This window comes from Methylobacterium sp. A52T, assembly GCF_053346095.1.
In genome coordinates this window covers 59,175-82,467 of sequence record NZ_JBKFBI010000005.1, presented here as the reverse complement: position 1 = coordinate 82,467, position 23,293 = coordinate 59,175, and the positions used below count along the sequence as shown (strand labels likewise).

The window sequence follows — 23,293 nt, the reverse complement described above, 5'->3', positions numbered from 1 at the left end:
GCACCTCAAGGAGCGACCGTGACCCTCTCCAGAGCCCGCCGCATCGTCGCCGGCGGGACCACGTAGTTCGCGTGCATCGGGTGGACGCCCTCCGCCTGCAGGGTGGTTCCGCGGACGAACAGGAGACGCGCCCCGCTGGACTCGACGAAGCTGGTGAAGCCGCGGAAGTAGAATTCCGGGCTCTCGTGGACGAGCGCCACGACCCGGGCGCCCGGCCGGCAGAAGATGCAGTTGATCAGGGCGGAACTCGCCGATCCGACGATGATGTCGGCGGCGTGGTACATCTGCACCTGCTCGGCGAAGGTGAGCTGCTCGGGCTGGACCACCTCGAACCCGTGGGGCCGCAACGTCTCGACAATCTCGGCCTCGTTGACGAGCTGGCGCTGCGTGAACGCCCGCCGAGACAGGATGATGCGCCGCCCGGTCCGTCGGAGATCGACCCCATTCGCGGCGAGCCGTTCGAGGATCCTGTCGCGCACGGCAGCGAGGATGTCTTGCGGCCAGATCGCGTCGTAGATCGGAAGCCCGGGCCGGGTATCGAACGGGAAGAAGGCCGGCACGGGCGCGAGCGCGAGTTCGCGAAAGCGTGTCGCGACCGGAGGCAGCGTCACGACGGGCCGGTCGCGGGTGTCCATCAACGCGATGATCTGATGGTGCGACTCAGGCATCCCGTCATCGACGCAGAGCGGCAATCCCGAGGGACAGGCGGGATCGTTGAAGCACAGCATCCGGGGGACGAATTCGAGCAGCCAGTGCCCGTATTGTCGGCTCTGAAGCCCGAACAGCATCAGGCCGGCGTCGATCTCGTCGATCGCGGCGGGTGCCTCGACCAGAGCGCGTCCGGGCCCCCAGACGGCCGTCATGATCTGACCCGGATTGACCCCGTCCTTGATGTCGGCGACCCCGCTCAGCGGATGGGCCGCGAGATCGTAGATCAGGCGCTCCCCGCGGAGCACGACGTTACTGCGGGGAAAAGTCAGGCAGTCCCGGAAGAACGCCACGTATTGCGGCGGTGCGTCGAGGGTCCCCGGCTGGGAGGTCAGGGGGATCGGGCCGTCCAGGAACGTCACGGCCGGGTCGGCGATCCTGCGGCCGGGCCGCATTTCGTGATAGCGCCCGTGCCCCTCCGCGGCTTCCTGCCGGGCCGAAACGATGGTGTAGATGCCGATCGGGCCGAAGCCGACAATCGAACGGGTGCTCGCGTGAAGTGCCGCCGCCTCCTCATGACGGCCAACCTCCGCCAGGGCGTTCATCTGCAGGATGCGCAGGTTCCGGATCTTTTGGCTGAGACTGTCCCCGTCCACGGTCGCGAGGCCGGCATCGCCGCCGTTGAGTTCGTAGGCGAGGCGGTAGCACTGAACGGCGGGCTCCGCCCGGCCGCGGCACTCGTGCTCCCAGCCGAGCGGCAACAGTGTCCGGGCCACCTCCTGCAGCGCGGCCGCCGCTTCGTCCCGCCCCCGGAGTTCCACGACGAAGGCGGTCGCGTCGTCCCAGCGTTCACAGCCGATGAAGTCGCGCAGGCGCGCCACGATAGCGATCCGGCGCCAGCGCGAAGGATCGTGGGGGTCGATCGCGGCGGCAAGCTCGTAGGCGCGCGCCGCATCTCCGAACCGGGCGCCGCCCTCAAGCCGGAAGCCGAGGGCTTCGAGGTGCCGCAGGGTCGCTGACGCGCGGGACCCCGACGGAGGCTCTGCGGTGAGCAGAGCGGCCAGTTGCTCGATCCGGGTCGGAGCGTTGCCGCTGTCGATCGACCGGACGAGGTCGAGGAAGGTCGCCGTCGGCCGCATGTCCGCCCCGTCTTCGACCGCTACGGGCTGAGCCCGACGCGCTCGAGGCCGCGCAACACCTGCTGGGGCGTGACCGTGTAATTGGCGTGGAACGGATGGGTCTTCTCGCCCGGCACCGTCGTGCCCCGTATGTAAAGGACCTGGGCGCCGCTCGACCCGATCATGCTGGTGTAGCCGCGGAAATTGAACGACCGGTTCTCGTGGATCAGCGCGACGACCCGGGCCTTGTCGTTGCAGAAGATGGTGTTCGTCATGGCCGAACTCGCGGAGCCCACGATCACGTCGGCCGAATGGTAAAGGGCGATCTGCTCGACGAAGGACAGTTTTTCCGGGTACACGACCTCGAAGCCGTAGCGCGCCAGGGCGTTGATGATCTCGGCCTCGTTAACGAGCTGGCGCTGCGTGAACCCCTTCCGTGACAGGACGATCCGCCGTCCCGTGGGCCGCAGATCCAACCCCCGCACTGCGAGCCTCTCGAACACGGCGCGCCGCATGGCGCCGAGGATGTCCTTCGGCCACACCGAGTCGTAGACCGGCACGCCCGGTCGAACGTCGAACGGGAAGAAGGTCGGGACCGGGGCGACCCCGAGCTCTTTGAAGCGGGCCGCCTGCGCCGGAAGGGGAAGGATCGGACGTCCCCGCCTGTCGAGCAGCTCCACGATCTGCCGATGCGTTTCCGGCATGTGGTCGTCGATGCAGATCGGGAAACCCGCGGGGCAGGCGGGATCGTTGAACCACAGCATCCGCGGTACGAATTCGAGCAGCCAGTGGCCGTAGTTCCTGCTCTGGAGCCCGAACATCATAAGGCCGGAGTCCAGGATCCGCACCTCGGCCGGCTCCTCCACCAGGGCGCGGCCGCCCCCGTAGACGGCCGTCATGATCTGATCGGCGTTCTTCCCGTCCTTGATGTCGGCGATGCCGCTGTCGGGATGCGCGGCGAGGTCGTAGATCAGGCGGCTGCCCTGGAGCACGATGTTGCTGCGCGGGAAGGTCAGGCAGTCCTTGAACCGGGCGACGTATTGCGGCGGGGCGTCCAGGGTGCCGCACACGGAGGTCAGCGCCACGGGACCTTCGAGGAAGCGGATCTCGGGCTCGGCGATCCGGCGGGGGCTGACCAGTTCGCGGTAGTCGCCCTCCCCTTGCGCGGCAGCCTGGCGTGCGGAAACGATGTCGTAGATCCGCACCGGCCCGAGCCCGAGGATCGTCCGCGTCCGTTCGTGCAGCGCCTGCGCCTCCTCGTGACAGCCCGCTTCGGCGAGCGTAGTCATCTGCAGGCTGCGCAGGTTTCGGATCTTGCGCTCGATTGCGTCGCCGTCGATCGTAATGGCCTGGCCGCCCAGGGTGTCCCGCGCGATCCGCGCCAGCAGGTAGCTGCGCACCGCGCCCTCGGCATCGCCGGCGAGTTCGTAATCCCAGGCGATGTGGATCAGCGACGGGTCGTCCTGCCCGCGGTCCCCGGCGGCCGCCTTAGCGCGACGCAGCGATTCTAGGAGATCCTCCACCCCGTCGAAGGCCTGCCGCCGGCAGCGATCGACGATGCTTGTCCGGATGGCGGCCAGCTCATACCGCGCGGCCCGTGCACGCGAGATCTGAGCCGCCAGCCCGTAGGCGCGGGCGGCCAGATCGAAGCTGCCCTCGCCCTGGTACCGGAAGGCAAGGGTCGCGAGGTGCTGCGCCGCGGTCTCGGCGCGATCCTCCGTCAGGGCCGCGAGGGTGCCCTCGATCGTGTCGAGGGTGGCGCCACCGTTCGCCCGATTGGCCTGCGTCAGGATCCGCCGAAAGTCGTCCCGCATCGATACCGACCGTTCCTCTCACGCGATCCGCAACGTCGTCTCGACGGGCCTCAGCGCGTCGCCAGGACCCGCTCCACGCAGGCGCAGACTTCATCGATCTGTTCCCGGGTGATCGCCGGGTAGAACGGCACTCCGATGGCGCCCGCGGAGGCGGCCGGCGTCTGCGGGAGGCCGTCATGCCGGCACGTCGCGAAGGCGGGATGCGCCTGACAGCCGGTCCCGTACCAGCGCCGCCACTGGATGCCGGCCGCGTCGAACGCCGCCGTCACCGCGTCGGCGGCTGCGGGCTCGAACAGCGCGTTGACCGTCATGGTCAGCCATTCCGTGCCGAAGCCCGGCTGCATGCGTACGCCGATCCGCTCGAAGCCCTCTACATAGGCGAGCGAGGCCTCCCGCAACTGCCGGATGCGCGCATCGAGGCCGTCGAAGGCCGCCAAGCCGACCGCTGCGTCGTATTCGGAGATCCGGAAATTGCCGCCGCGCACCTCCGAGACCCGTCTGCTCGCCGAGAAGCCGAAGCCGGTCATGGCGGTGGTCTGCGCGACCAGATCAGTATCGGTGGCGAGGATCGCGCCGCCCTCCCCGATCCCGAGCGCCTTGGTGGCGTGCAGGCTCACGCAGACCGGCTGCGCGCCGACATAAGTCAGGTTCAGCGTCGCGGCAGCGGCGTCGAACACGACCGGAATGCCATGTGCCGCCTCGAACGCCTCCCAGGCGGGAATGTCGATCGGCGCCCCGAACGGGCTGACCACCACCACGGCGGCGACGTCGCCCCCGGCCCCCGACAGCGCCCGCTCGGCGATGGCGGGCGTCAGCGACAGGGTCTCGGGATCCACGTCGGCGAAGAACGGTTCAAGGCCGACATTCACCGCCGCGTGCGCGGTGGCGATGAAGGTGTAGCCGGGCATCAGGCACAGCTCGCCGCGCCGGCCGCCGATGCGGTAGCGCAGGGCGAGTTCGATCGCGCTCGTGCCGTTGCCGGTGATCGTTGCGGCCACCGGCGCGCCGCCGGCCCGCTCCGAGACGAAGCTGCAGAGCCTGGCTGTAAATTCGCGGGAGAGCGGGCCGTAGTTGCTGTAGATGTGCGATTGATCGATCCGGCGCAGGTAGGGGACGATGGCGTCCGTCTCCGGCAGGCTTGGAATGAGCACGGGGATCATCGTCGAGACACGTCCTAGCTGTCGGCCGCCACCATCCTCGTCGGCATGCTCCGGTGACGCGGCCCGCTATACATGCCGAGGCAGCGCCGCGGAAGGCGCCGACACGCCCCTCAGGCCGCCGGAGGGGTCTGGGGTCTAGGTCGAGCCGGCAAGGGCCGGGCGGGGTTCCCGAACACCGTCTGGCCTGGCGCCACGTTCCGGATCACCACGGCGCCGGCGCCGACGACGGCGTGGGCCCCGATCCGGATCTTCGGGATCACGCAGGCCCCCGTGCCCAGGAACGCGCCCTCCCCCACGCGGACATGCCCGGCCAAGTGGACGCCGGGGCTCAGCGTGGCGAAATCCTCCAGCACGTCGTCGTGCGCTACGGTGCAGCCCGGATTGATCAGCACGTGCTCGCCCAGGCGCGCATCCGCCGTCACCGAGGAATGCCCGAGGATCACCGCGCCCACGCCGATCCGGCTGCTGCCACCGATCAGCACCCCGGGATCGATGATCGAAGTGAAGCGCGCGCCGATCGCATTCCGCAGATGTGCGACCGCCCGGGCCCGGGGCTCCGGCTCGCCGAGGGCGACGACGAAGCGCAGATCTTCGGCGCCCGCGAAGGTCCAGACATCCCGGACCACCGGCCGGCCGCGAAACATCTCCGGCGCGTCGAGGCCGGGATCGACGATGCTCGCCTGCAGGTCGATCGCCGTGCCCTGCGCGTTCAGGCGCTCCAGGGCGTCGACGATCTCGCGCGCGAGGGCGCCCGCACCGTACAGGACGAGGCGGACCGTCATCGCGTCGTGCGCCGCGACCGGCTCGGCACTGGCGGCTGCCTGCCACTCGGGCGAACGTCCATGCGCGGGATCCCCTGCTGGGCTTTCCTGGCTGTCGTGGGCCCTGCCCTTACACGAGTCTCCGCGGGCTCTCCAGGGGCGAGGTTTCGGATCGACGGGCGGGCCGGCGATCACGGAAAGCCCGGGAACCAGGATGGCTCGTCACCATGCCTCCATTCCAGTAGACCGCCGGGACTTGCGCCGCGCCAGGGTGGCGGTGGACGAGCGCGTACGCGGAGAGCGTGGGACGGACATGAGGCCGACGGAGCCCTTCATCGACCTGATCCGAACGGTCAATCGCCTCACCGCGCCGGACGTTCTCGAGCGGCTTCGCGCGCTCTTGGCCGAAGGTGACGACGGCACCCGCACGACGCGCCTGCGGCGGCACCTCGAGGCGCTGGCGTTCCGGCTTGAGGGCGAGGACCAGCTCGACGCCGTCGCCGACACCTACGACCTGATTGGCGCGATCGCCACCGAGGATCGGGAACGCTGGGCTCTGGCCGCCGTCAACGCGCGGCTGCGCGATCTCTGCAGGCGTGGCCGCTACGCGGAGGCCGCCGCCCTCGTCTCCGAACTGCGTGCCGGTGGCGATCCCGCCGCCATCCGCGAAGGCCTCGCGACCCTGCTGCGGCTCGGCTGGGCCGCCGAGTGCGGACAGGAACCGGAAGCCTGCGTGCAACGCTACCGGCTGGCTTTCGAGCTGAACGGCGGTGACGACGGCGTCACAACCGAGGACGGCTGCGGCCTGAGTATTAAGGTCAGGAACCTTCGCCGGCTGCAGATCGACGCGCTGCTTGCGGAGGGGCTCTATGCGGACGCGATCGAGCTGCACGAGCCGACGCGCCACGTCTATGGCTCCGGCCCCCTGCGTGCCTACGACATCGTCACCGCCGAGGCGCTCGCCGCGGGTGGGGGGGCCGCTTACACGGAAGTACGGCCGCGGCGCCGGATCGCATTGCCTGAACTGCGTTTCTTTGAGCCGCCCCCTGCCCTCACCTCCGAGCCGGGCGAGCTCGACATGCCGGCCCAGTACCTCGCCTTCTTGGACGGAGCCCACGCCTTCCCGCGCAGCAACGTCGTCATCGCGGGCGACACGCTCGTCTACGACCTCGCCGCGCATCCGCGCCGCCCCAACATCCTGCTGCAGGACGGGGTCAATCCCGATCAGATCATGATGGCCGCGTTCGGCGACACGCGCACCCTCGTGGAGGTGCCCGAGGATCCGCACCGGGTCGAGGCCGGGCTGATGATGTTTGGCCTCCAGAGCCGGAACTATGGGCACTGGTTCTGCGAGTTCGTGCCGCGGATGCTCTGCTACAACGATCCGCGCTGCCCGGACGGGATCCCGCTCTGTATCGACGACCACATGCCCCCCTCGCATGAGGAGATTTTGCGCCTGCTCGACACGCGCGACAGGCCCGTGATCAAGCTGCCGCCGCGGCCGGTCGCATTCGGGCGCCTCGGGATGGCGCCGGTGCCGGCCTTCTTCCCCTTCGACGTGAAGCCCGGCCGCCCCTTCTACGACACGGTCTGGCCGGCCGATGTCTTCGGAGCGGTGCGCGCTCAAATCCTCGAACGAGCCCGCGAGCGCGGGGTGCTCTCGGGCCGCACCGACCGGCGCCTGTTCATCTCGCGCAAGGCCTTCGCCCAGCGCGCTCTGATGAACGAGGCCGAGATCGCCGAGCGGCTGGCTCTCCTGGGCTTCGAGGTGATCTACCCGGAGACGATGTCGTTCCTCGAACAGGTCGAGGCGTTCCACTCCGCTGCTCTTGTGGTGGGCTCGTCAAGTTCTGCCCTGAGCAACGCCCTGTTCTGCCGGCCCGGCTGCCGCATTCTGGGCCTGATCCACGAGGAGCTGTCGTTCAACTTCCGGGGCTATGCCAGCTACATCGAGGCTGGGGGCGCCCGGATTCTGTTCCTGCGCGGCCAAACCCTCCACCAGCCGGGCGTGCACGCCTTCCACGTGAGCTATACCGTCGATCCGGCGAAGGTCTTGGCCGCTGTGGCAGCCCTCGAGAATGAGGTCGCAACCGGCGTCCGGGCCGGCTTCCCGCCGCCGTCCGCGGACGACCAGCCGGTCCGGGGGCCGGATCCCGGTGCGTCACAGCTTCAGCACCCTCGAACGAACGCATCCGCCCGCGTCGATCCCGACCGGCTCGCGCGCGTCGAGACGCTCGCGGCCGGACCGCACGCGGATGCGGGGTCCGGCCTCTGCGCCCTGGAGGCGGTGGCCTACGTGGCCGGAGAGCCCCATACAGACCAACCCGCCTGCGCGTCGCCGAGCCTCGCCGCTTTCATCCGGACCTGGAGCGATGGCCTGCCCCAGGACGCGCGCGACGACCTGATCCTGCCGCTCGTCCCGCGCCTCGTCGGCACGCACGGATCGGAGGCGCTGGAGCGCCGGCGGGTCGCCCTGGCAGCCGACTGGCTCGTCCGCACCCACCTGCCTGCGTGGTTCCGCCTCGCCAAGCTGAACGTCGAAGGCGACGCGCTGGCCAACCGGCCGGCGCTGACCGATAGCGCCGATCTCGCCGCCTGGTGCGATCATCTGGAGCAGGCGCGCAAGCGCGCGAAGGTCGCGAACCTCACCCTCCGGCAGACCGGGTCCGCCGTCCGGGCCGCGGCCTGGGACGCAGCGCAACAGGCCGCCTGGGTTGTCATCCGGGACCATCTGGAGGCTGCCGGTCCGCGAATGCTCGCCGCCGGCTGGGACGCGGCCTACGCGTCCGCCTATGCGGCGGCCCGGGCCTACGGAAAGGCCCCGCTCGAGCCGACCCGGCGGGCGCTCCAGGAATCCGCCCTGGCCCTGGTCGAGCGGATGATCGCGCTGCGCGAAGCGAATCCGGCCGACCCGGACCCTCTGCCGGGGGGCGCCCCACCGGCCCACACGTCGGCCCCGTCCGGCGTCGAACACCGGCCATGAGCCGGACATGAGCGAGACCCCGCAGAGCACGCAACCGCTCGATCCCGCACCGGCCCTGGCAGGCGCGCGCTGCCTCGTGCTGGGCGGCGGCGGCTTCCTCGGGTTGAACCTGTGCAATCGCCTCGCGGAGGCGGGGGCCGAGGTCACCTGTTTCAGCCGCAGCCATCCGCAGGCCGAGGTCCTGGACCGGCGCGTCGCTCGGATGATCGGCCAGTTCGCCGACCGCCTCGCCCTCGCCAACGCGGTAGATCGCCAAGACGTTGTCTTCCACCTGATCGCAGGATCGGTTCCCGAGAGTTCCAACCGGGACCCATACGCGGAACTCTCGGCCGCGCCGATCGCCACCCTGCACCTGCTGGAGATCTGCCGCGCGGCCCGGATCAAGAAGCTCGTGTTCTCGTCCTCTGGGGGGGCGATCTACGGAATTCCCCGTGCCATTCCGATCTCCGAGCAAGCGCCGACTGACCCGATCTCGGCCTACGGCATCAGCAAGCTGATGATCGAGAAGTCCCTGCACCTCTACCGGCACCTTCACGGGATCGACTACCAGATCCTGCGCATCGCCAATCCGTATGGCCGGTTCCAGCTTGGCACCAAGCACCAGGGGCTGATCGGGAGCTACATCCACCGCGTCCTCACCGACCAGCCGCTGGAGGTCTGGGGCACCGGCTCGGTGGTGCGCGATTTCCTGCATATCGACGATGTCAGCGACGCCTTCCTGGGAGCTGTCGACTATCAGGGCCCGCACAAGGTGCTGAACGTCGGCAGCGGGCGGGGCCTGAGCGTCCATCAGGTCATCACCGAGCTGAAGGCGGCCTTCGGCCGGGACAATCTCCCCTGTGTGCACCGGCCGAGTCGCGCCGCCGACGTGCCGGCCAACGTCCTCGACACCGCGCTGATCCGGTCTGAACTCGGCTGGCAACCGCGCGTCCCCCTGCAGACTGGGCTCACCGAGACCATCGCGTGGATGCGCGAGCATCTGGCGCAGTCGCTGGCGGCAGGCACGCCCACCGGCGCCAGCTGATCGGCCGGATCTTCAATCCGCCGCGGAGCGGCCACGTTTGTCGGCGACAGCGCGCGGCATCGATCCGCGAGGAGACCCCATGTCCTTCCTGCACGATCTGCCGATCGCCGACTTGATCGCGCATTACGGCTACTTGGCGATCTTCGTCATTATCACCTTGGAGAGCGCCGGACTGCCGCTGCCCGGCGAGACGGTGCTGCTGACCTCGGCGGCCTATGCCGGCAGCACCGGCAACATCAACATCGCCGTCGTCGTGGCGATCGCCGCTACCGCCGCCATCCTGGGCGACAATGCGGGCTACTGGGTCGGCCGCCGCTGGGGGCTGCCGCTGCTCTTGCGCAAGGGGCACCTGATCGGGCTCGACCACGACCGCCTCAAGCTCGGCCAGTACCTCTTCCGTCGGCACGGCGGTAAGATCGTGTTCTTCGGCCGCTTCACCGCGATGCTCCGGGCATACGCGGCAGTCCTGGCCGGCGTGAACAAGCTCGATGCGCGCCGCTTCTTCGCCTTCAACGCCCTCGGCGGCGTGGCCTGGGCCTCGATCATGGGGTTCGGCGCTTACCTGTGCGGCCGCTCGATCGAGAACGTGATGGGTCCGGTCGGACTCGGGCTGCTGGCCTTCGTCCTGCTCGGCGCCGTCGCGCTGTGGCTGTTCATGCGCCGACACGAGGCGCGCCTGATGGTCGCCGCGGAGGCCGCGATTCCAGGACCCCTGGCAGAAGGATTGGACGAGGTCCGGCCGCAGGCCGAGCCCGCCTCGAAAAATGGCGGTCTGGACCCGAACAGCCCGCTCCAGGTGGACCTCCAAAAGCAGATTGAGGCGCTCCTGGCGCAGCGGGAGCGCGCGGCGCCGCAGGCCGCCTCGCAGGCGCCTATCCGGACCCAGCGCGCGCCCTGGCCCCTGTGGTTCAAGATCCCCGTGCTACTCGTCGCCGCCGGCGCCGGCATGGCGGTACTCTCCTGGCATGACGGCGTCACCGGCGGCCTCTACGGACGGCTCATCGGGCATATCGGGATCCTCGGCTTCGCCTTGGTCCTTGTCGTCCCCGCACTCCTCCTTCTGGTGGTCGGCCGGCGACTTCCGCGCCCGGAAGACGACCTCGACGCAGAGTCCGAGGAGGCTGCTGGGCTGGCGGCGTGACCGCCCGCCTAATGAGTGTGGCGCCCCGGATGTAGGGTTGACCGGTCCTGGAGCCGATCGTACAGCCGGCCCGACCCGACTGGGGTGCCCCGTCGCGCCGGCCTCATGCCGATCCCGCTGACGGCTACATGCCCGAGACCAGCCGGGCGCCGCGACTGAGACGGAGCCGACCTTGAGCGAGGACGTGGAAGCGCTGCGGGCCGAGCTCGCCGAGACTCAGGCACGGCTCAAAGAGGCGCAGGGCGAACTCGCCCGCTTGGTACGGTTAGCTGAAGCCGATCTGCAACGCCGCCGCCCCGGCGAGCAATCGAGCGTCGTCGCCTCCTCGGTGCGCAGGCCTGCCGCTAAGGAGGTTGCGGCTCGGATCGCCCGGTTCGCGCAACTCTATCGAGAGGCCGCTTCGGCTTCCCCCGACCGCGCTCCCGTCGTGCCCGAGGCGACGATGCTCGGCTGGCTGGAAACGTCCGGTCTGTTCGACCGCCAGTTCTACCTCGCGTGTAACGACGACGTCGCGAATGCCGGGGCCGATCCGACGCACCACTACTACAATCACGGCTCCGAGGAAGGGCGCCTCCCCAGCACCCTCTGAGGGGAGTCTGGGGAAGCTGCTCGCTGGCGCGCGTTCAAGGGATCTGATCGATGCAGGACGGTGCAGAAGAGATCGCACCCGCGCTCGAGCCGTGGCAGGACGACTTCGCCACGATCTACGCCAGCGGCCTCTTCGACCATATCGGCTACGCGACGCGCTATCCCGATGTCGCCCTGACCGACCTGTCGCCCCTCGAGCACTACGTGAAGTACGGCGCCCGGCTCGGGCGTCTGCCCCGGGCCGACTTCACCGCGCCGCCGGACGAGACCTTCGACGGCAGCTTCGTCAATCCCTTCGCGGCCTGGATCCGGACGCGCGCCGAGACCCAGCCCGCGCCGGCCTGGAACCGGCCGGTCGTCTCGGTCCTGTGCATCAGCTACAACCAGGCGGCCTTCATCCGCCAGACGCTGGAGAGCATCCTCGGCCAAGCCACGGACTTCCCCTTCGAACTGCTGGTCGGCGACGACCGCTCCACGGACGGGACCGCCGAGATCATCGCCGAGTACGCCGCGCGCCACCCCAACCTCGTGGCCGTCCTGCGCAGCGAGAATCTCGGGCCGAACCGCAACTTCGCCGACCTTACGGCGCGCGCCCGCGGCGAGTTCGTGGCGATCTGCGAGGGCGACGATTATTGGACCGACCCGCGCAAGCTCCAGAAACAGGTCGATTTCCTGCGGGCGCGCCCGGAATTCACCCTCTGCTTCCATCGGGTGCGCGTCGTTTACGAGGACATGCCGGGGGTCGAAGAGCTGTACCCGAAGCAGTGCAGCCCGCAGCCGTCGCTGTCGGATCTCGTGGCGCACAACTTCGTCCAGACCAACAGCGTGCTCTACCGCTGGCGCTACCACGGCGAGGAGGCGTTCGTGTTCGACGAGGGCATCGCCCCCGGCGACTGGTATGTCCACCTGATGCACGCCGAGGTCGGGCGCGTCGGCTTCCTGCCGGATGTGATGGCGGTCTACCGCAAGCACGCCGCCGGGATGTGGGCGACCTACGCGACCGAACTCGCCCGGCACAAGAAGCTCGGCAATTCCGAGATCGCGTTCTTCCGCAAGCTGCGCGGCCATTTCGGCGGCCGCTACGCGGCGGGCTACGAGGCCGCGCAGAAGTCGATCTTCCGGCGGCTGGCCGAGGCCTATCTCGACGAGGAGGACGTGCCGAGCCTCGGCCGCCTGATCGAGGCCAATCCCGACATCGCCCGGGACGCCTTGAGCGACATGGGCCTCGACGCGCCGGATGACCTTTCAGGAGAGCCGGAGGCGCTGCGCGCGTGGCTGTTGGAGCAGCTGACCGTCAGCGTCATCGTCACGGCCTACAACCACGCCGCCGATATCGGCCGCTGCCTCGACGCGGTGCTGGGCCAGCGCGGGCTGTTCCGGCTGCAGGTCGTGATCGGCGACGACAAGTCCACCGACGGCACCGCGGAGATCGTCAAGCGCTACCGGGCGCGCGACCCGGAGCGGATCGCGGTGCGGCCCCGGCCGCACAATCTCGGCATGCTGCGCAATATGCAGGACTGCCTCGCCGCCTGCACGGGCCGGTACATCGCCTTCTGCGAGGCGGACGATTACTGGCTGTCGGACCGCAAGATCGCGATGCAGATGCGGATGCTGCGCAACGACCGCAAGCTGGACATGTGCTTCAACTGGGTGCTGCTCCACTACCCGGCGACCGGCTCCTACGTCCCGCACGACGAGCAGGGCCGCTATCCGACCGGCACGATCAGCTTCCCGGTCCTGGCCAACTCGCCGCTCACCGCCAACTTCTCGTGCTGCTTCTACCGCGCCGAGGCCCTGCGCCGGGTGCCGGAAGCCTATTACGCGAACGCCTCGGCGGCCGACTGGCTGATGAACCTCTACGTCGCCGACAAGGGCCGGATCGCGTTCCTGCGGGAGCTGCTCTCGGTCTACACGGTCCAAGAGAAGGGCCAGTGGTCGGGCCTGCCGGAAGACATCAAGAACGCCCGCATCGCGCAGTACCAGAAGGAGTTCGCCGGCATCTTCGGCGAGGGGCGCGGCTTCGAGAAGTACGAGGTCGGCTGCACGGTGGCCGAGCTCGACGGCGAGCTGCCGGATTCCTTCGCCCGCGCGAACCTGGAGGCCCCCCAGGACCGGGTCTGGGCCGAGATCCAGGACGGGCAGGTGGTGCTGGCCGGCTGGGTCGTCTCGGCGAGCCGCGCCAAGGCGACGCTGATCGTGGAGGCCGACGGCGAGGTCCAGCACATCCCCGCGGACGTCCACCGGCCGGACGTGATCGCGGCGGTGCTGGGCGATATGCCGACCACGATGGAGGAGGCCCGCTGCGGCTTCCGCTTCACCCTGCCCTACGCGCTCCACCTCGAAGTGCTGCTCTCCATCGAGGTCGAGCACGAGGTCGTACCCTGGCTCTCGGTGATCTTCACCCACCGGGTGAAGCGGGCGGCCGAGCAGGGCTGATCGCGGGCGGGGCGTCGCGACACGCTGGGTGGCGCCCTTGGAGCCGGCCCTATCGCCGCCGACCGCCGAGGAGGTGGCGCACCCGGGCCAGCGGCGTGCGGGTGCGGGCCCGGTCCAGAGCGCCGCGGATCTCGGCGGCCAAGCGAGTCGCAACGATCTCGCGGGCGGGATCGTCGTAGTGGACGATGTCGTAGAAGGTTCCCTCCTCCCGATCTCGGAAGATGCCGCTGAGGTCGAGGGCCGTGAAAGTGCGCCGGTACGGGCGCCGCGCCGCGAGCTGCGCGGTGAACGCCTCCAGCTTGGCGTATTGCCGGTCGAGATAGGCCAGGAACGCCCCCGAGGCGACGCCGCTTTCCACCTCGGTGAGGTGGCGCTTGCGCAGGATCGTCGGCTGCAGGACGCTGACGATCGGCACCCCGTGGTCGTGGGACAGCTTGGTCAGCCGGTGCGCCGCCAGTTCGTAATGGTGGACGATCGCGTCCTCCCAGCCGGGGCTCTGCCAGCCCACCTCGACCCGCAGCCGCTTCAGCTCCTCGTAGATCAGCGTGATGAGTGCCTCGTAGGACAGGCCGTCCTCGCGGGCGCGGGGATCGTGCGTGTCGAAGAAGTGGTCGTAGAGTCGCTGGGTGATGAAGGCGTTGTAGGGGTGGCCCGGCCGGGGATCGTAGGTCCAGGGCTGGAACAGGTCGGTGCTGCCGCTCAGCACGAGGATCGCGTCGGGGCTGTAGGTCACCAGGCGCGACCAGATCAGGTGCGTCATCTGCGTGAGGCAGCTCGACATCACCCCGAAATTGTAGACCTTCGCGCTGTCGAGGCCGCCCGCCCGCAGGATCCGCTCGAGGCGGCCCGGCAGGGTGTTGGCGATGTCGCCGCCGTCGATCGTGGTCGAGTCGCCGACGACCAGGATCCGGGTCTCGCCCTCCGGCTTGCGCTCGACGATCGGGGCGGCGTTCAGGAAGCCGTCGGCGTCGAACGGGACGCCGTAATGGCTCGCCCCCGGCTTGCCGGCGAACTGGATGAACGGGCTCGGATAGCGCGTGTTCGAGTCGAGATAGCCGAAATGGTGCAGGAACTTGCGCCGGCGCGCCGCATCCTCGCTCTCCGGCGGGGCCCAGATCTGCTCGACGCCCGGGGCGGTCAGAGCCGCCATCATCAAGTCCCTGAGCGCTGCGTAGCCGACGGCGTTGAGCCGGACGCCGTCGTCGCTGAGACCGGGCCTGAGCGCACCCGCTTCGGTGGCCAGGACGGCGTCGTAATCGATGAACTGCGCCCCGTACGCCTGCACGTGATCGCGCAGCCACGCGTTGACTTGCCCGATGAGCGGGATCGGCAAGCCGGCCGCGGCCGGCGAGGCCGGATCAACCGGCGGTATCGAGCCGACCCAGGTCCGCACGTGGAGGTCGCGCGCGTCCTGCAGCATGGCGGCGAAGTCGGCCACGATGCTGTCCAGCGACGGTACGCCCCTGCCGCTGAGGATGTCGTCGCGGCCGCCGATGAGGTGGAGGCCGCGGGCACCGTAGAGGGCGATCTCGGAGCGGAGCCGGCGGCCCATGTCCCGGATCGACTGCCCGGCAATTCCGCGCGCGACCGTCTGGGGTCCGGAGAAGAGCACCGGTGTCTCGGCGACCAGCTCCGCCGTGACCGAATCGCCGAAGAACAGGATCGGCCCGAACGGGAACAGCGGCTTGTCCTGCATCGGCGTGCCCATGCCGTCGCGATCCGGGACGGCGTCAGCGCGCCGCGAAGATCTCGATCCCGTCGAGGTGCAGGTGCTGCTCCTCGTCGAGATCGATCTTGAGGTAGCGGAATCGCGCGTTGTCGAACCGCAGGTGGAGGGGCAGGCCGGGATGGCAGTGGGCGTCCACGGCGTCGAAGACGAGGCGGTAATCGCCGTCGGTCTCGCCCAGCCAGACCCGCATCAGCTGCGCCCGCTCGCTGAGCTGCCCCCACCGGTTGTAGATCCGGATCTCCGAGACCCGCTCGACCGCGCCGAGATCGAGGACGAACCAGGGATCCCGGTCGAGCCCGGTGTGGAAGAAGAAGGACGGGTCGCCGGTGGTGCGCTCGCCGTAGGTGCCGCTGGTGCCCGACCAGGGCGAGGCGGAGCTCGCCGTCCAGGTCTTGCCCAGCGCGATGTTGTCGGAGGGGCGCATCGCCACCAGCGTGTCCATCTCCATCTCGTCGATCAGCGTCCGGATCTGCTTGGACGGCTGGCGCAGCGGCGGGATCTCCAGCTCGAGCTTGTAGATCAGGTTCGACAGGATGCTCTGGTCGAAGCGGTGGTCGATGAAGCCCTCGAGATCCGGCAGCCCCATCTGGTTCGGGATGTCGGTGACGACCCGTGGATCGCCCGCGTAGCGCAGCCACTCGGCCACGAGCCGGCGGGTGGCGGGGCTCACCATGAAGGCAATCCAGGAGGCCTGGATCTGGTCGGCGTCCCAGTAGCGCGCCGCGTCGCAGTCCATCAGCACGAAGCAGTCGCGCTTGGTCCAGGCCCGCTGGGGCTTCCCGTGCAGCACGCCGACCGCGACCCGGCGCTCCGAGCCGTCGAGCCATGTGAGCAGCGGCGCCACCGGCGGCAGCGGGTCGTCGCCGACCGCCTGCATGCCGGTGTCGCTGAAGACGATGAAATCGCCGTCGCGGCGCTTCTCCAGTGCCTCGGCGATGACGTAGGGCTTCCAGGCCCAGTTGCCGGCCCCCCGGGACCGGTCGAGGATCTCGCGGTGCTCCCGGTAGAACGGCGTCTCGCGCAGCCGGTCGGGGGACCAGCTCTCGATCGTGTCGAAATCGCCCGTGGCGGCGGCCGAGGCCACTAGCCGGCGCTGGCTCTCGACGTAGTGGTACTTGGCGGCGAAGCTGACCAGGGTGGTGTGGCGCGGCCGGAACCGGCGCCGCAGCCGTATCAGCACCTCGGCCCGGTGCATGTCGAAGGCGTTGACGCACAGGGCTTCCGGGGATGGGTCAGCGCTGGCCAAGTCTGTCCTCCGGCGGTGGCTCGAGGGCTTGTCACCGGTTTTGCCGGCTTCGGCAAGGCGGCCGCGGCGGGGCCGGGCTCAGGCGTCGTCGAAGGCGAGGTTCTCGGCCGGATAGGCGAGCATCAGCGCGCGGCGCTCGGGCGAGTTGTCCCACTCTCCGACCTTCGTGTAGCCGCCGGCGACGTCCAGCACCTCCACGACCCGCCCGATGGTCGGGATGCTCTTGAAATGCTGCGGCCAGCCTGAGGCGAAGTAGAAGACCTGCTCGACGTGCTCGGAGAGCTGGCACACCCCCGGCCCGAACGTGCCGAGCCCGAAGATGAGGTAGCGCCCGTTCATCAGCGCCGCGACGTCGTCGATGAGGGAGCCGCTCTGGGTCGTCAGCGGCACGCCGATCTCGGCGATCCACGCTTCCAGCACCGGGATCACCGGGTTGAGCCGGTTCTCGAACACCATCTTGATCCGGGCGATGCGGCCCTCCGCCAGGAGCCGCCGGATCACCATCTGGTAGAAGGCGAGCGGCGGCTGCGGGTAGGTCGGCGCCACCCAGGTGCTGAAGATGTCCCCCGAGCGGATGTGGATCAGCAGCTCGTCGTCGGGCTTGGCGGGGATTCTCGCCGGCAGCCGGTTGAACAGCGGTCGGATGCAGGTCCGCACGATGTCCCGGGTCTCGTCGGGGCCGAGGATGCCGGCGAGCTGCTGGATCCCGAGGTCGAAGTACATCCCCGACAGGAAGGCGCCCGCCTCCGGCAGCGGCTCCGAGCCGGGGATGAAGGTGAGGCCGCCGCAGGCCAGCGGGCCTGTCAGGCCGATCACCTCGCTCCGGTCGGCGGCCGGGAGCTTGATGTATTTCAGGTTCAGGTTGCGGGCGATGCCGATCGCGAGCAGCAGCTGGATCAGGCAGTTGCCGAAGGCGCCGCACTCGTAGAGCGCGAGTCCGACCAGGGCGCGGGAGCGCGGCCGCTCGGCGCTGACGAGGCGGTAGGAGACGTAAGCGTTCGCGCCGGGCCGCTCGTCGGCCATGTCGAAGGGCACGTCGAGCACGCGCCGCAGGGCGATGAGGTCGAAATCCGCCCGATCGCACAGCACCCGCACCGCAGGCGGCGGGCTTCCGGCGGGCCCGTCCGGGATGACGCGGACGTGGCGCGCCCAGGCGCCCTCCCCGGGCACCAGCACCATGACCTCGGCCCCGCTCCGGGCCGCGTCGAGGTCGGCCTCGCGCCAGGCCTGCCCATCGTCGGAGAGGGTGAGGAGCGGCGGCGAAGTCGAGGTGGCCGCGATCTCGACGCGGCGGATCGGGCAGCGGAAGCCGAGATCGACCTGGAAGCCTAGCGGTACGGTCGGGCGGTCGGTCGGGCCGGCCGCGGGTGCCGCGCCGTGCCAGGGCCGGCCGAACGCCGCATCGATCAGGTCGCCGTTCATCGCGTCTCGCGCTGCGCAGGGAGCGGTTCGGGGCCCGCGCCCCGAGCCCCCGAGCGCCTCTCTTCGCCGGCCGAGCCCACTCTGTCGAGGCGGACGCGTGTTCGGTGACCCCGTCGCAGGGCGACGGGGCGTGCCCGTCGGCTAGCCGTCGAGTCCGAGCATCAGCCCGAGATTCTGCACGGCCGCCCCGGAGGCGCCCTTGCCGAGATTGTCGAGGCGCGCCACCAGCACCGCCTGCCCGTGCTCGGACGAGCCGAACACGCGCAGCTCCAGCCGGTCGGTGTCGTTGAGATCCTCCGGCTCGATCTTCTCGCGGTGCGCACCGGTTCCGGCGCCCGGCACCACCTCCACCAGCCTCTGACCGGCGTACCAGTCGCGCAGGGCCGCCTCGAGGTCGGAGGCCGTGGGCCGGCCCGGCAGCGTCTCGAGGTGGAGCGGCACGCTCACCAGCATGCCCTGTCGGAAGTTGCCCACCGACGGCACGAAGATCGGCCGCCGGGTGAGTCCGCTGTAGCGCTGCAATTCCGGCAGGTGCTTGTGGGCGAAGCCGAGGCCGTAGAGCTGGAACGGCGGCGCCGTGCCCTGCTCGTAGGCCTCGATCATGCTCTTGCCGCCGCCGCTGTAGCCGCTGACCGCGTTCACGCTGATCGGGTGGTCGGCCGGGATCAGGCCGCCCTCCACCAGCGGGCGCAGGAGCGCGACGCCGCCGGTCGGGTAGCAGCCCGGATTGGCGACCCGCCGGGCGCGGGCCACCGCCGCGCCCTGCTCCCGGGTCAGCTCCGGGAAGCCGTAGGTCCAGCCCTCCGCGACCCGGTGGGCGGTGCTGGCATCGAGGACGCGCGGGCCGCCGCCGGGCAGGCTGTCGGCCAGCGCAACGGTCTCCTTGGCGGCCTCGTCCGGCAGGCAGAGCACGACGAGGTCGACCTCAGCGAGCAGCGCGCGCTTCGCCGCCGGATCCTTGCGGTGCTCCGGCGCGATGCTGCGCAGGGCGACCCGCCCGTCGCGCTCCAGGCGCTCGCGGATGCCGAGACCGGTCGTGCCGGCCTCTCCGTCGATGAACACGGTGGGCTTCGTCGCGCCTGCGCCAGACATCGCTCGTCTCGCTCTCTAGAAAAATGCCTTGTCGCCCGAGTCGGGCACCGCGGCCGGGAATCAGGTGCGCGCGGTGCGACAGCCTGTCAACGACCGTGCTGCGGCGTGAAAACGCGAAAGGGCGGCTCCCGCAGGAACCGCCCTCTCCGTGACACCGGTGTGACCGGGTATCAGCGCTTCGAGAACTGGAAGCTGCGGCGGGCCTTCTTGCGGCCGTACTTCTTGCGCTCGACCACGCGGGCGTCGCGGGTGAGGAAGCCCTCACGCTTCAGCGGGGCGCGCAGCTCCGGCTCGTAGTAGGTCAGGGCCTTCGACAGGCCGTGGCGCACCGCACCGGCCTGGCCGGAGAGGCCGCCGCCCGCCACCGTGACGGTGATGTCGTATTGGTCGACGCGGCCGGCGATCTCCAGCGGCTGGCGCAGGATCATGCGCAGCACCGGGCGGGCGAAGTAGGTCTCCACCGGGCGCTTGTTGATCGTGACCGTGCCGTTGCCGGGCTTGATCCAGACGCGAGCGACCGCGTCCTTGCGCTTGCCGGTGGCGTAGGCGCGGCCCTGCGCGTCCAGCTTCTGGACGTGGACGGGGGCCTCATTGGCGGGGTCGACCGCGCCGGTGTTCGACCGGTTGAGGTCGGCGAGGGACTGCAGGGTCGCCATGATCAAGCGCTCACGTTCTTGCGGTTGAGGGCGCCGACGTCGAGCGCCTGCGGCTGCTGGGCCTCATGCGGGTGCTCGGTGCCCTTGTAGACGCGGAGATTGCCGAGGATCTGGCGGAAGAGCGGGCCGCGCGGCAGCATGCGCTCGACGGCCTTCTCCACCACGCGCTCGGGGAATCGGCCCTCGAGGATGAACTTGGCAGTCCGCTCCTTGATGCCGCCCGGATAGCCGGTGTGGTAGAAATAGCTCTTCTGATTGTACTTACGCCCGGTGAACTTCACCTTCTCGGCGTTGATGACGATGACGTTGTCGCCGCAATCGACGTGGGGCGTGTAGGCGGCCTTGTGCTTGCCGCGCAGGCGCATCGCCACGATCGACGCGAGGCGGCCGACGACGAGGCCCTCCGCGTCGATCACGATCCACTTCTTGTCGACCTCGGCGGGCTTCAGCGAGGTGGTCTTCATAGCCAAATCCCAGGGGTTCCGACGGACCGGACCCCGACGCGTCGGGATCCGCGGACATCGGGGTGCCGAAAAACGAGCCGCCGCGTGGGGCACACGCGGCGGCGGTGCCGGGTGCATAGACGGCCCCGGACGCTGGGTCAACAGGGAAGTTTAAGATCACGGAAAAGCTATTTTATTCAACGTGTTGGCGGCTGAGGTACCAGAGTACCACTAGCCGTCGGAGCGCCGGCCCCGCTCCGCGATGGTCAGCTTCTGGACGCCCCTGGCCGCCAGCACCGGCTTCCGGGCGCTGAGGATCCGGGAGTTCACGCCGGTCCAGCCGATCTCGCCGGAGAGCCGGCCGTACTCGATCTTGGGGCAGCGGTTCATGATCACCGTCAGTCCGCGCGCCTCGGCCCGGGCGGCGGCCGCGTCGTCGCGCACGCCGAGCTGCATCCAGATCATCTTCGGCGGCGGCGTCAGCGCCAGCGCCTCGTCGACCAGCGGCCCGGCGGCGGCGGAGTTTCGGAAGATCTCGACCATGTCGATCGGCTGGTCGCCCAGCCCGGCCTGGACTTCGGCGAGGGAGGCGGCCACCCGGCGCCCGAGCAGGTCCTGGCCGGCGAGGCCGGGATTGACCGGCGTCACAGCGTAGCCCCGGTCGAGCAGGTATTTCAGGACGATCCAGCTCGGGCGCGCCGGATTCGCCGAGGCGCCCACCAGCGCGATCGTGCGCGTGCCGTTCAGGATCGTGCGGATCTGCGCGTCGGGGTAGCGGGTGTGCCGCTCCGCGAGCGCTGCCGCGTCGCTGGGCGCGGGTGGCCGGTTCTCGTGGCCCGTCTCGTCCATGGCGTCTTCCCTCGTCGTCCGGATGATCGCGGGTCGTGTCGCGCTTCTCGCCGCGTTCTGCGCCGCGCTTCTGGCTGTGCGTCGCGCCGCTGTCGCGGCCTCGGTGCGGCCGCCGTCACAGCCGCCAGACCTCGTAGCCCAGCCGCGCGAACGGCGCCTTCTCGAAGAGCGCCTTCACGTCCACGATCAGGCCGCCGGGCTTCACCCAGGCGGCGATCGCCTCCGGGCCGAATCGGGCGTAGTCGCGGTGCGGGACCGCGATCACGGCCGCGTCGGCCTCGGTGGGCAGGTCGGCCCAGTCGACGAGGGCGATGCCGTACTCGGCCCGGGCCTCCGCCGCGCCGGCGCGGGGATCGTGGACCGACACGGCGCATCCGAATTCCTCCAGCTCCCGCACGAGGTCGGCGACCTTCGAGTTGCGCAGGTCCGCGCAGTTCTCCTTGAAGGTCAGGCCGAGGACGACGACCCGCGCCCGCCCGGTCCCGCCGCGCCGGACGATCCGCTTCACCGTGCCGCGGGCGACGTGGGCCGCCATGCTGTCGTTGATCCGCCGCCCGGCCAGGATCACCTGCGGATGGTAGCCGATCATTGCGGCCTTGTGGGTCAGGTAGTACGGGTCGACGCCGATGCAGTGGCCGCCGACCAGCCCGGGGCGGAACGGCAGGAAGTTCCACTTGGTCCCCGCCGCCGCGAGGACCTCCTGCGTGTCGAGGTCGAGCTTGTCGAAGATCAGCGACAGCTCGTTCATGAGCGCGATGTTCAGGTCGCGCTGGGTGTTCTCGATGACCTTGGCGGCCTCGGCCACCCGGATGGACGAGGCGGCGTGGAGCCCCGCCTCGATGATCGACCCGTAGAGGGCCTTTAACCGCTCCAGGGTCTCGGGCGTGTCGCCGGCGACGATCTTCACCACCCGGGCGAGGCTGTGCTCCCGGTCGCCCGGGTTGATCCGCTCGGGTGAGTAGCCGACGAAGAAATCCGTCTTCCAGCGCAGGCCCGAGGCCCGCTCCAGGACCGGGATGCAGACCTCCTCGGTGGCGCCGGGATAGACCGTCGATTCGAACACCACGGTCGCGCCCGGCCGCATGTGCCGGCCGACGAGGTCCGAGGCCCGGACCAGCAGGTCGAAATCGGGGCACTGGGCCGCGTCGACCGGGGTCGGGACCGTGACGACGATCACGTCCGCCGCGCCCAGCGCGTTCGGGTCGTCGGTGATCGTGAGCTGTGCGGCGGCCCGGAACGCCTCCGCGTCGATCTCCCCGGCCGGGTCGTGCCCGGCCCGGTAGGCCGCCACCTTGTCGGCGGCGCGCTCGTAGCCGATCGTGGGCAGCCCCCGGCCGAACGCCAGGGCGAGCGGGAGCCCGACATAGCCCAGGCCGACGATCGCCACGCTGTCCGCCGAGCGGTCCGCCGGGCCTTCCCCTGAACCGTCTGCCGCTCCGTCAGCCACGCCGGATCCCTCTGCGGGCTCGGAAGGCGCCGATGACGATCCGGCCGCCGGGCGCGTATAGGGGCGGTCCGCGCCGGCGTCGACTCGCCTCGGCCCGCGCGGAGCGCGTCCCCGGACCGCTGACAGGGTTGAGCACGGGGCGAGACCGTGGGGGGTGAGGATGGCCGATCTCCGCTGGACCGAGGGGCCGGTCCACTGCACCGACCTCGTCGACGGGACCGGGAAGGTCTTCGGCTACGTCGGCCCCTGCGCCGCGGGCACGCGCGGCTACGTCGTCCAATCCGGGTCGGAATGGCCGCCGCGCCCGGCCGCCTTCGCCGATCACCCCGCGGCCGCGGCGGCCCGCGCCTGGGTCGAGGCCGCGGTGTCCGCGCGCGCCTTCCGGCCCGTCCGTATCCTCCGGGAGGACGGCGCGCCGGAGGCTTGATCGCCCGGCGTGGTTCAGGAACTCGTCAGGTTCGCTCGGCTTTGTTGTGGCGTGGAGTGGAGGTGCCCGATGGCCGAAATCTGCATCACGGAAGATCAGAACGGACGGTGGACCGTCTACACCGCCGGACTGGTGGTGACCGATCTGACGCGCGAGGCCGCCGAGGCCTTCGCGGCGAGCTACCGTCGCGTCACGGCCGGCTGAGCGACGAGCCTTTCCGGCCCGCGAAGTGGCTTCCGGAGCGCCGGCGCGTTCGGGCTCAGGGGCGCGCCGTGCTATGAGCTCCGCCGAGCCCCGATCGCCCAGTCG

At 70.1% G+C, this 23,293-nt stretch carries 18 protein-coding genes and 1 pseudogene; 7 read left to right on the top strand and 12 right to left on the bottom strand.

Annotation, left to right across the window (positions count from 1 at the left end; genetic code table 11):
- Positions 1-5 precede the first annotated feature (5 nt).
- The 4 genes from ACLBYE_RS02910 to ACLBYE_RS02895 all read right to left on the bottom strand — a co-directional run bounded on the left by ACLBYE_RS02910 (position 6) and on the right by ACLBYE_RS02895 (position 5,522).
- Entirely contained in the window at positions 6-1,787 is a 1,782-nt protein-coding gene (locus tag ACLBYE_RS02910) for a glycosyltransferase family 61 protein (protein ID WP_447692971.1), read from the bottom strand.
- 20 nt (positions 1,788-1,807) lie between these two features.
- Positions 1,808-3,580, bottom strand: coding sequence for a glycosyltransferase family 61 protein (locus ACLBYE_RS02905; protein ID WP_447692970.1), 1,773 nt, complete (start codon positions 3,578-3,580; stop codon positions 1,808-1,810).
- 50 nt (positions 3,581-3,630) lie between these two features.
- The gene (locus ACLBYE_RS02900; RefSeq protein ID WP_447692969.1) at positions 3,631-4,740 is read right to left on the bottom strand and encodes a DegT/DnrJ/EryC1/StrS family aminotransferase; all 1,110 of its coding nucleotides are present in this window, start codon (positions 4,738-4,740) and stop codon (positions 3,631-3,633) included.
- Positions 4,741-4,850: 110 nt separating this feature from the next.
- Positions 4,851-5,522 carry an acetyltransferase gene (locus tag ACLBYE_RS02895; RefSeq protein ID WP_209650110.1) on the bottom strand — a complete coding sequence of 224 codons (672 nt, stop codon included), beginning with the start codon at positions 5,520-5,522 and terminating at the stop codon, positions 4,851-4,853.
- Positions 5,523-5,814: 292 nt separating this feature from the next.
- On the opposite strand from ACLBYE_RS02895, the gene ACLBYE_RS02890 reads away from it, so the two are divergent.
- The 5 genes and pseudogenes from ACLBYE_RS02890 (at position 5,815) to ACLBYE_RS02870 (ending at position 13,673) form a co-directional block, all read left to right on the top strand.
- On the top strand, positions 5,815-8,484 hold the full coding sequence (locus tag ACLBYE_RS02890) for a glycosyltransferase family 61 protein (RefSeq protein WP_447692968.1): 2,670 nt from the start codon (positions 5,815-5,817) through the stop codon (positions 8,482-8,484).
- A 7-nt stretch (positions 8,485-8,491) separates the two neighbouring features.
- Positions 8,492-9,508 (top strand): NAD-dependent epimerase/dehydratase family protein, encoded by a 1,017-nt coding sequence (locus ACLBYE_RS02885; RefSeq protein WP_447692967.1) that lies wholly within the window; start codon positions 8,492-8,494, stop codon positions 9,506-9,508.
- A 79-nt stretch (positions 9,509-9,587) separates the two neighbouring features.
- Positions 9,588-10,223, top strand: a pseudogene (locus tag ACLBYE_RS02880) (DedA family protein); the annotation flags it as partial.
- 598 nt (positions 10,224-10,821) lie between these two features.
- On the top strand, positions 10,822-11,238 hold the full coding sequence (locus tag ACLBYE_RS02875) for a hypothetical protein (RefSeq protein ID WP_209650107.1): 417 nt from the start codon (positions 10,822-10,824) through the stop codon (positions 11,236-11,238).
- A 50-nt stretch (positions 11,239-11,288) separates the two neighbouring features.
- Positions 11,289-13,673, top strand: coding sequence for a glycosyltransferase family 2 protein (locus ACLBYE_RS02870; protein WP_447692966.1), 2,385 nt, complete (start codon positions 11,289-11,291; stop codon positions 13,671-13,673).
- A gap of 49 nt (positions 13,674-13,722) precedes the next feature.
- On the opposite strand, the gene ACLBYE_RS02865 is transcribed toward ACLBYE_RS02870, so the two are convergent.
- The 8 genes from ACLBYE_RS02865 to ACLBYE_RS02830 form a co-directional block, all read right to left on the bottom strand.
- Positions 13,723-15,381, bottom strand: coding sequence for a GDSL-type esterase/lipase family protein (locus ACLBYE_RS02865; protein WP_447692965.1), 1,659 nt, complete (start codon positions 15,379-15,381; stop codon positions 13,723-13,725).
- Positions 15,382-15,403: 22 nt separating this feature from the next.
- Positions 15,404-16,648 carry a hypothetical protein gene (locus tag ACLBYE_RS02860; RefSeq protein ID WP_447692964.1) on the bottom strand — a complete coding sequence of 415 codons (1,245 nt, stop codon included), beginning with the start codon at positions 16,646-16,648 and terminating at the stop codon, positions 15,404-15,406.
- A 78-nt stretch (positions 16,649-16,726) separates the two neighbouring features.
- Complete coding sequence (locus ACLBYE_RS02855; RefSeq protein WP_447692963.1) at positions 16,727-18,070, bottom strand: coagulation factor 5 8 type domain-containing protein; 1,344 nt, start codon at positions 18,068-18,070, stop codon at positions 16,727-16,729.
- Positions 18,071-18,211: 141 nt separating this feature from the next.
- Positions 18,212-19,162 (bottom strand): N-acetyl-gamma-glutamyl-phosphate reductase, encoded by a 951-nt coding sequence (argC, locus tag ACLBYE_RS02850; protein WP_447692962.1) that lies wholly within the window; start codon positions 19,160-19,162, stop codon positions 18,212-18,214.
- A gap of 170 nt (positions 19,163-19,332) precedes the next feature.
- Complete coding sequence (rpsI, locus tag ACLBYE_RS02845) at positions 19,333-19,818, bottom strand: 30S ribosomal protein S9 (protein WP_012318176.1); 486 nt, start codon at positions 19,816-19,818, stop codon at positions 19,333-19,335.
- 2 nt (positions 19,819-19,820) lie between these two features.
- On the bottom strand, positions 19,821-20,282 hold the full coding sequence (gene rplM, locus ACLBYE_RS02840) for a 50S ribosomal protein L13 (protein ID WP_012318175.1): 462 nt from the start codon (positions 20,280-20,282) through the stop codon (positions 19,821-19,823).
- A 210-nt stretch (positions 20,283-20,492) separates the two neighbouring features.
- On the bottom strand, positions 20,493-21,110 hold the full coding sequence (locus ACLBYE_RS02835; RefSeq protein ID WP_447692961.1) for a CoA-binding protein: 618 nt from the start codon (positions 21,108-21,110) through the stop codon (positions 20,493-20,495).
- A gap of 115 nt (positions 21,111-21,225) precedes the next feature.
- Positions 21,226-22,497 (bottom strand): nucleotide sugar dehydrogenase, encoded by a 1,272-nt coding sequence (locus tag ACLBYE_RS02830; protein WP_447692960.1) that lies wholly within the window; start codon positions 22,495-22,497, stop codon positions 21,226-21,228.
- A gap of 220 nt (positions 22,498-22,717) precedes the next feature.
- On the opposite strand from ACLBYE_RS02830, the gene ACLBYE_RS02825 reads away from it, so the two are divergent.
- Positions 22,718-22,984, top strand: a complete 267-nt coding sequence (locus ACLBYE_RS02825; protein ID WP_447692959.1) for a hypothetical protein — start codon at positions 22,718-22,720, stop codon at positions 22,982-22,984.
- A 69-nt stretch (positions 22,985-23,053) separates the two neighbouring features.
- Complete coding sequence (locus ACLBYE_RS02820) at positions 23,054-23,188, top strand: hypothetical protein (RefSeq protein WP_020096204.1); 135 nt, start codon at positions 23,054-23,056, stop codon at positions 23,186-23,188.
- The last annotated feature ends 105 nt before the right edge of the window (positions 23,189-23,293 follow it).

Bases quoted from the DNA above. Each gene is read 5' to 3' on its own strand.
- ACLBYE_RS02910 (WP_447692971.1), bottom strand. From the start codon at position 1,787: ATGCGGCCGACGGCGACCTTCCTCGACCTCGTCCGGTCGATCGACAGC.
- ACLBYE_RS02905 (WP_447692970.1), bottom strand. From the start codon at position 3,580: ATGCGGGACGACTTTCGGCGGATCCTGACGCAGGCCAATCGGGCGAAC.
- ACLBYE_RS02900 (WP_447692969.1), bottom strand. From the start codon at position 4,740: ATGATCCCCGTGCTCATTCCAAGCCTGCCGGAGACGGACGCCATCGTC.
- ACLBYE_RS02895 (WP_209650110.1), bottom strand. From the start codon at position 5,522: ATGACGGTCCGCCTCGTCCTGTACGGTGCGGGCGCCCTCGCGCGCGAG.
- ACLBYE_RS02890 (WP_447692968.1), top strand. From the start codon at position 5,815: ATGAGGCCGACGGAGCCCTTCATCGACCTGATCCGAACGGTCAATCGC.
- ACLBYE_RS02885 (WP_447692967.1), top strand. From the start codon at position 8,492: ATGAGCGAGACCCCGCAGAGCACGCAACCGCTCGATCCCGCACCGGCC.
- ACLBYE_RS02870 (WP_447692966.1), top strand. From the start codon at position 11,289: ATGCAGGACGGTGCAGAAGAGATCGCACCCGCGCTCGAGCCGTGGCAG.
- ACLBYE_RS02865 (WP_447692965.1), bottom strand. From the start codon at position 15,381: ATGGGCACGCCGATGCAGGACAAGCCGCTGTTCCCGTTCGGGCCGATC.
- ACLBYE_RS02855 (WP_447692963.1), bottom strand. From the start codon at position 18,070: ATGAACGGCGACCTGATCGATGCGGCGTTCGGCCGGCCCTGGCACGGC.
- argC (WP_447692962.1), bottom strand. From the start codon at position 19,162: ATGTCTGGCGCAGGCGCGACGAAGCCCACCGTGTTCATCGACGGAGAG.
- rpsI (WP_012318176.1), bottom strand. From the start codon at position 19,818: ATGGCGACCCTGCAGTCCCTCGCCGACCTCAACCGGTCGAACACCGGC.
- rplM (WP_012318175.1), bottom strand. From the start codon at position 20,282: ATGAAGACCACCTCGCTGAAGCCCGCCGAGGTCGACAAGAAGTGGATC.
- ACLBYE_RS02835 (WP_447692961.1), bottom strand. From the start codon at position 21,110: ATGGACGAGACGGGCCACGAGAACCGGCCACCCGCGCCCAGCGACGCG.
- ACLBYE_RS02825 (WP_447692959.1), top strand. From the start codon at position 22,718: ATGGCCGATCTCCGCTGGACCGAGGGGCCGGTCCACTGCACCGACCTC.
- ACLBYE_RS02820 (WP_020096204.1), top strand. From the start codon at position 23,054: ATGGCCGAAATCTGCATCACGGAAGATCAGAACGGACGGTGGACCGTC.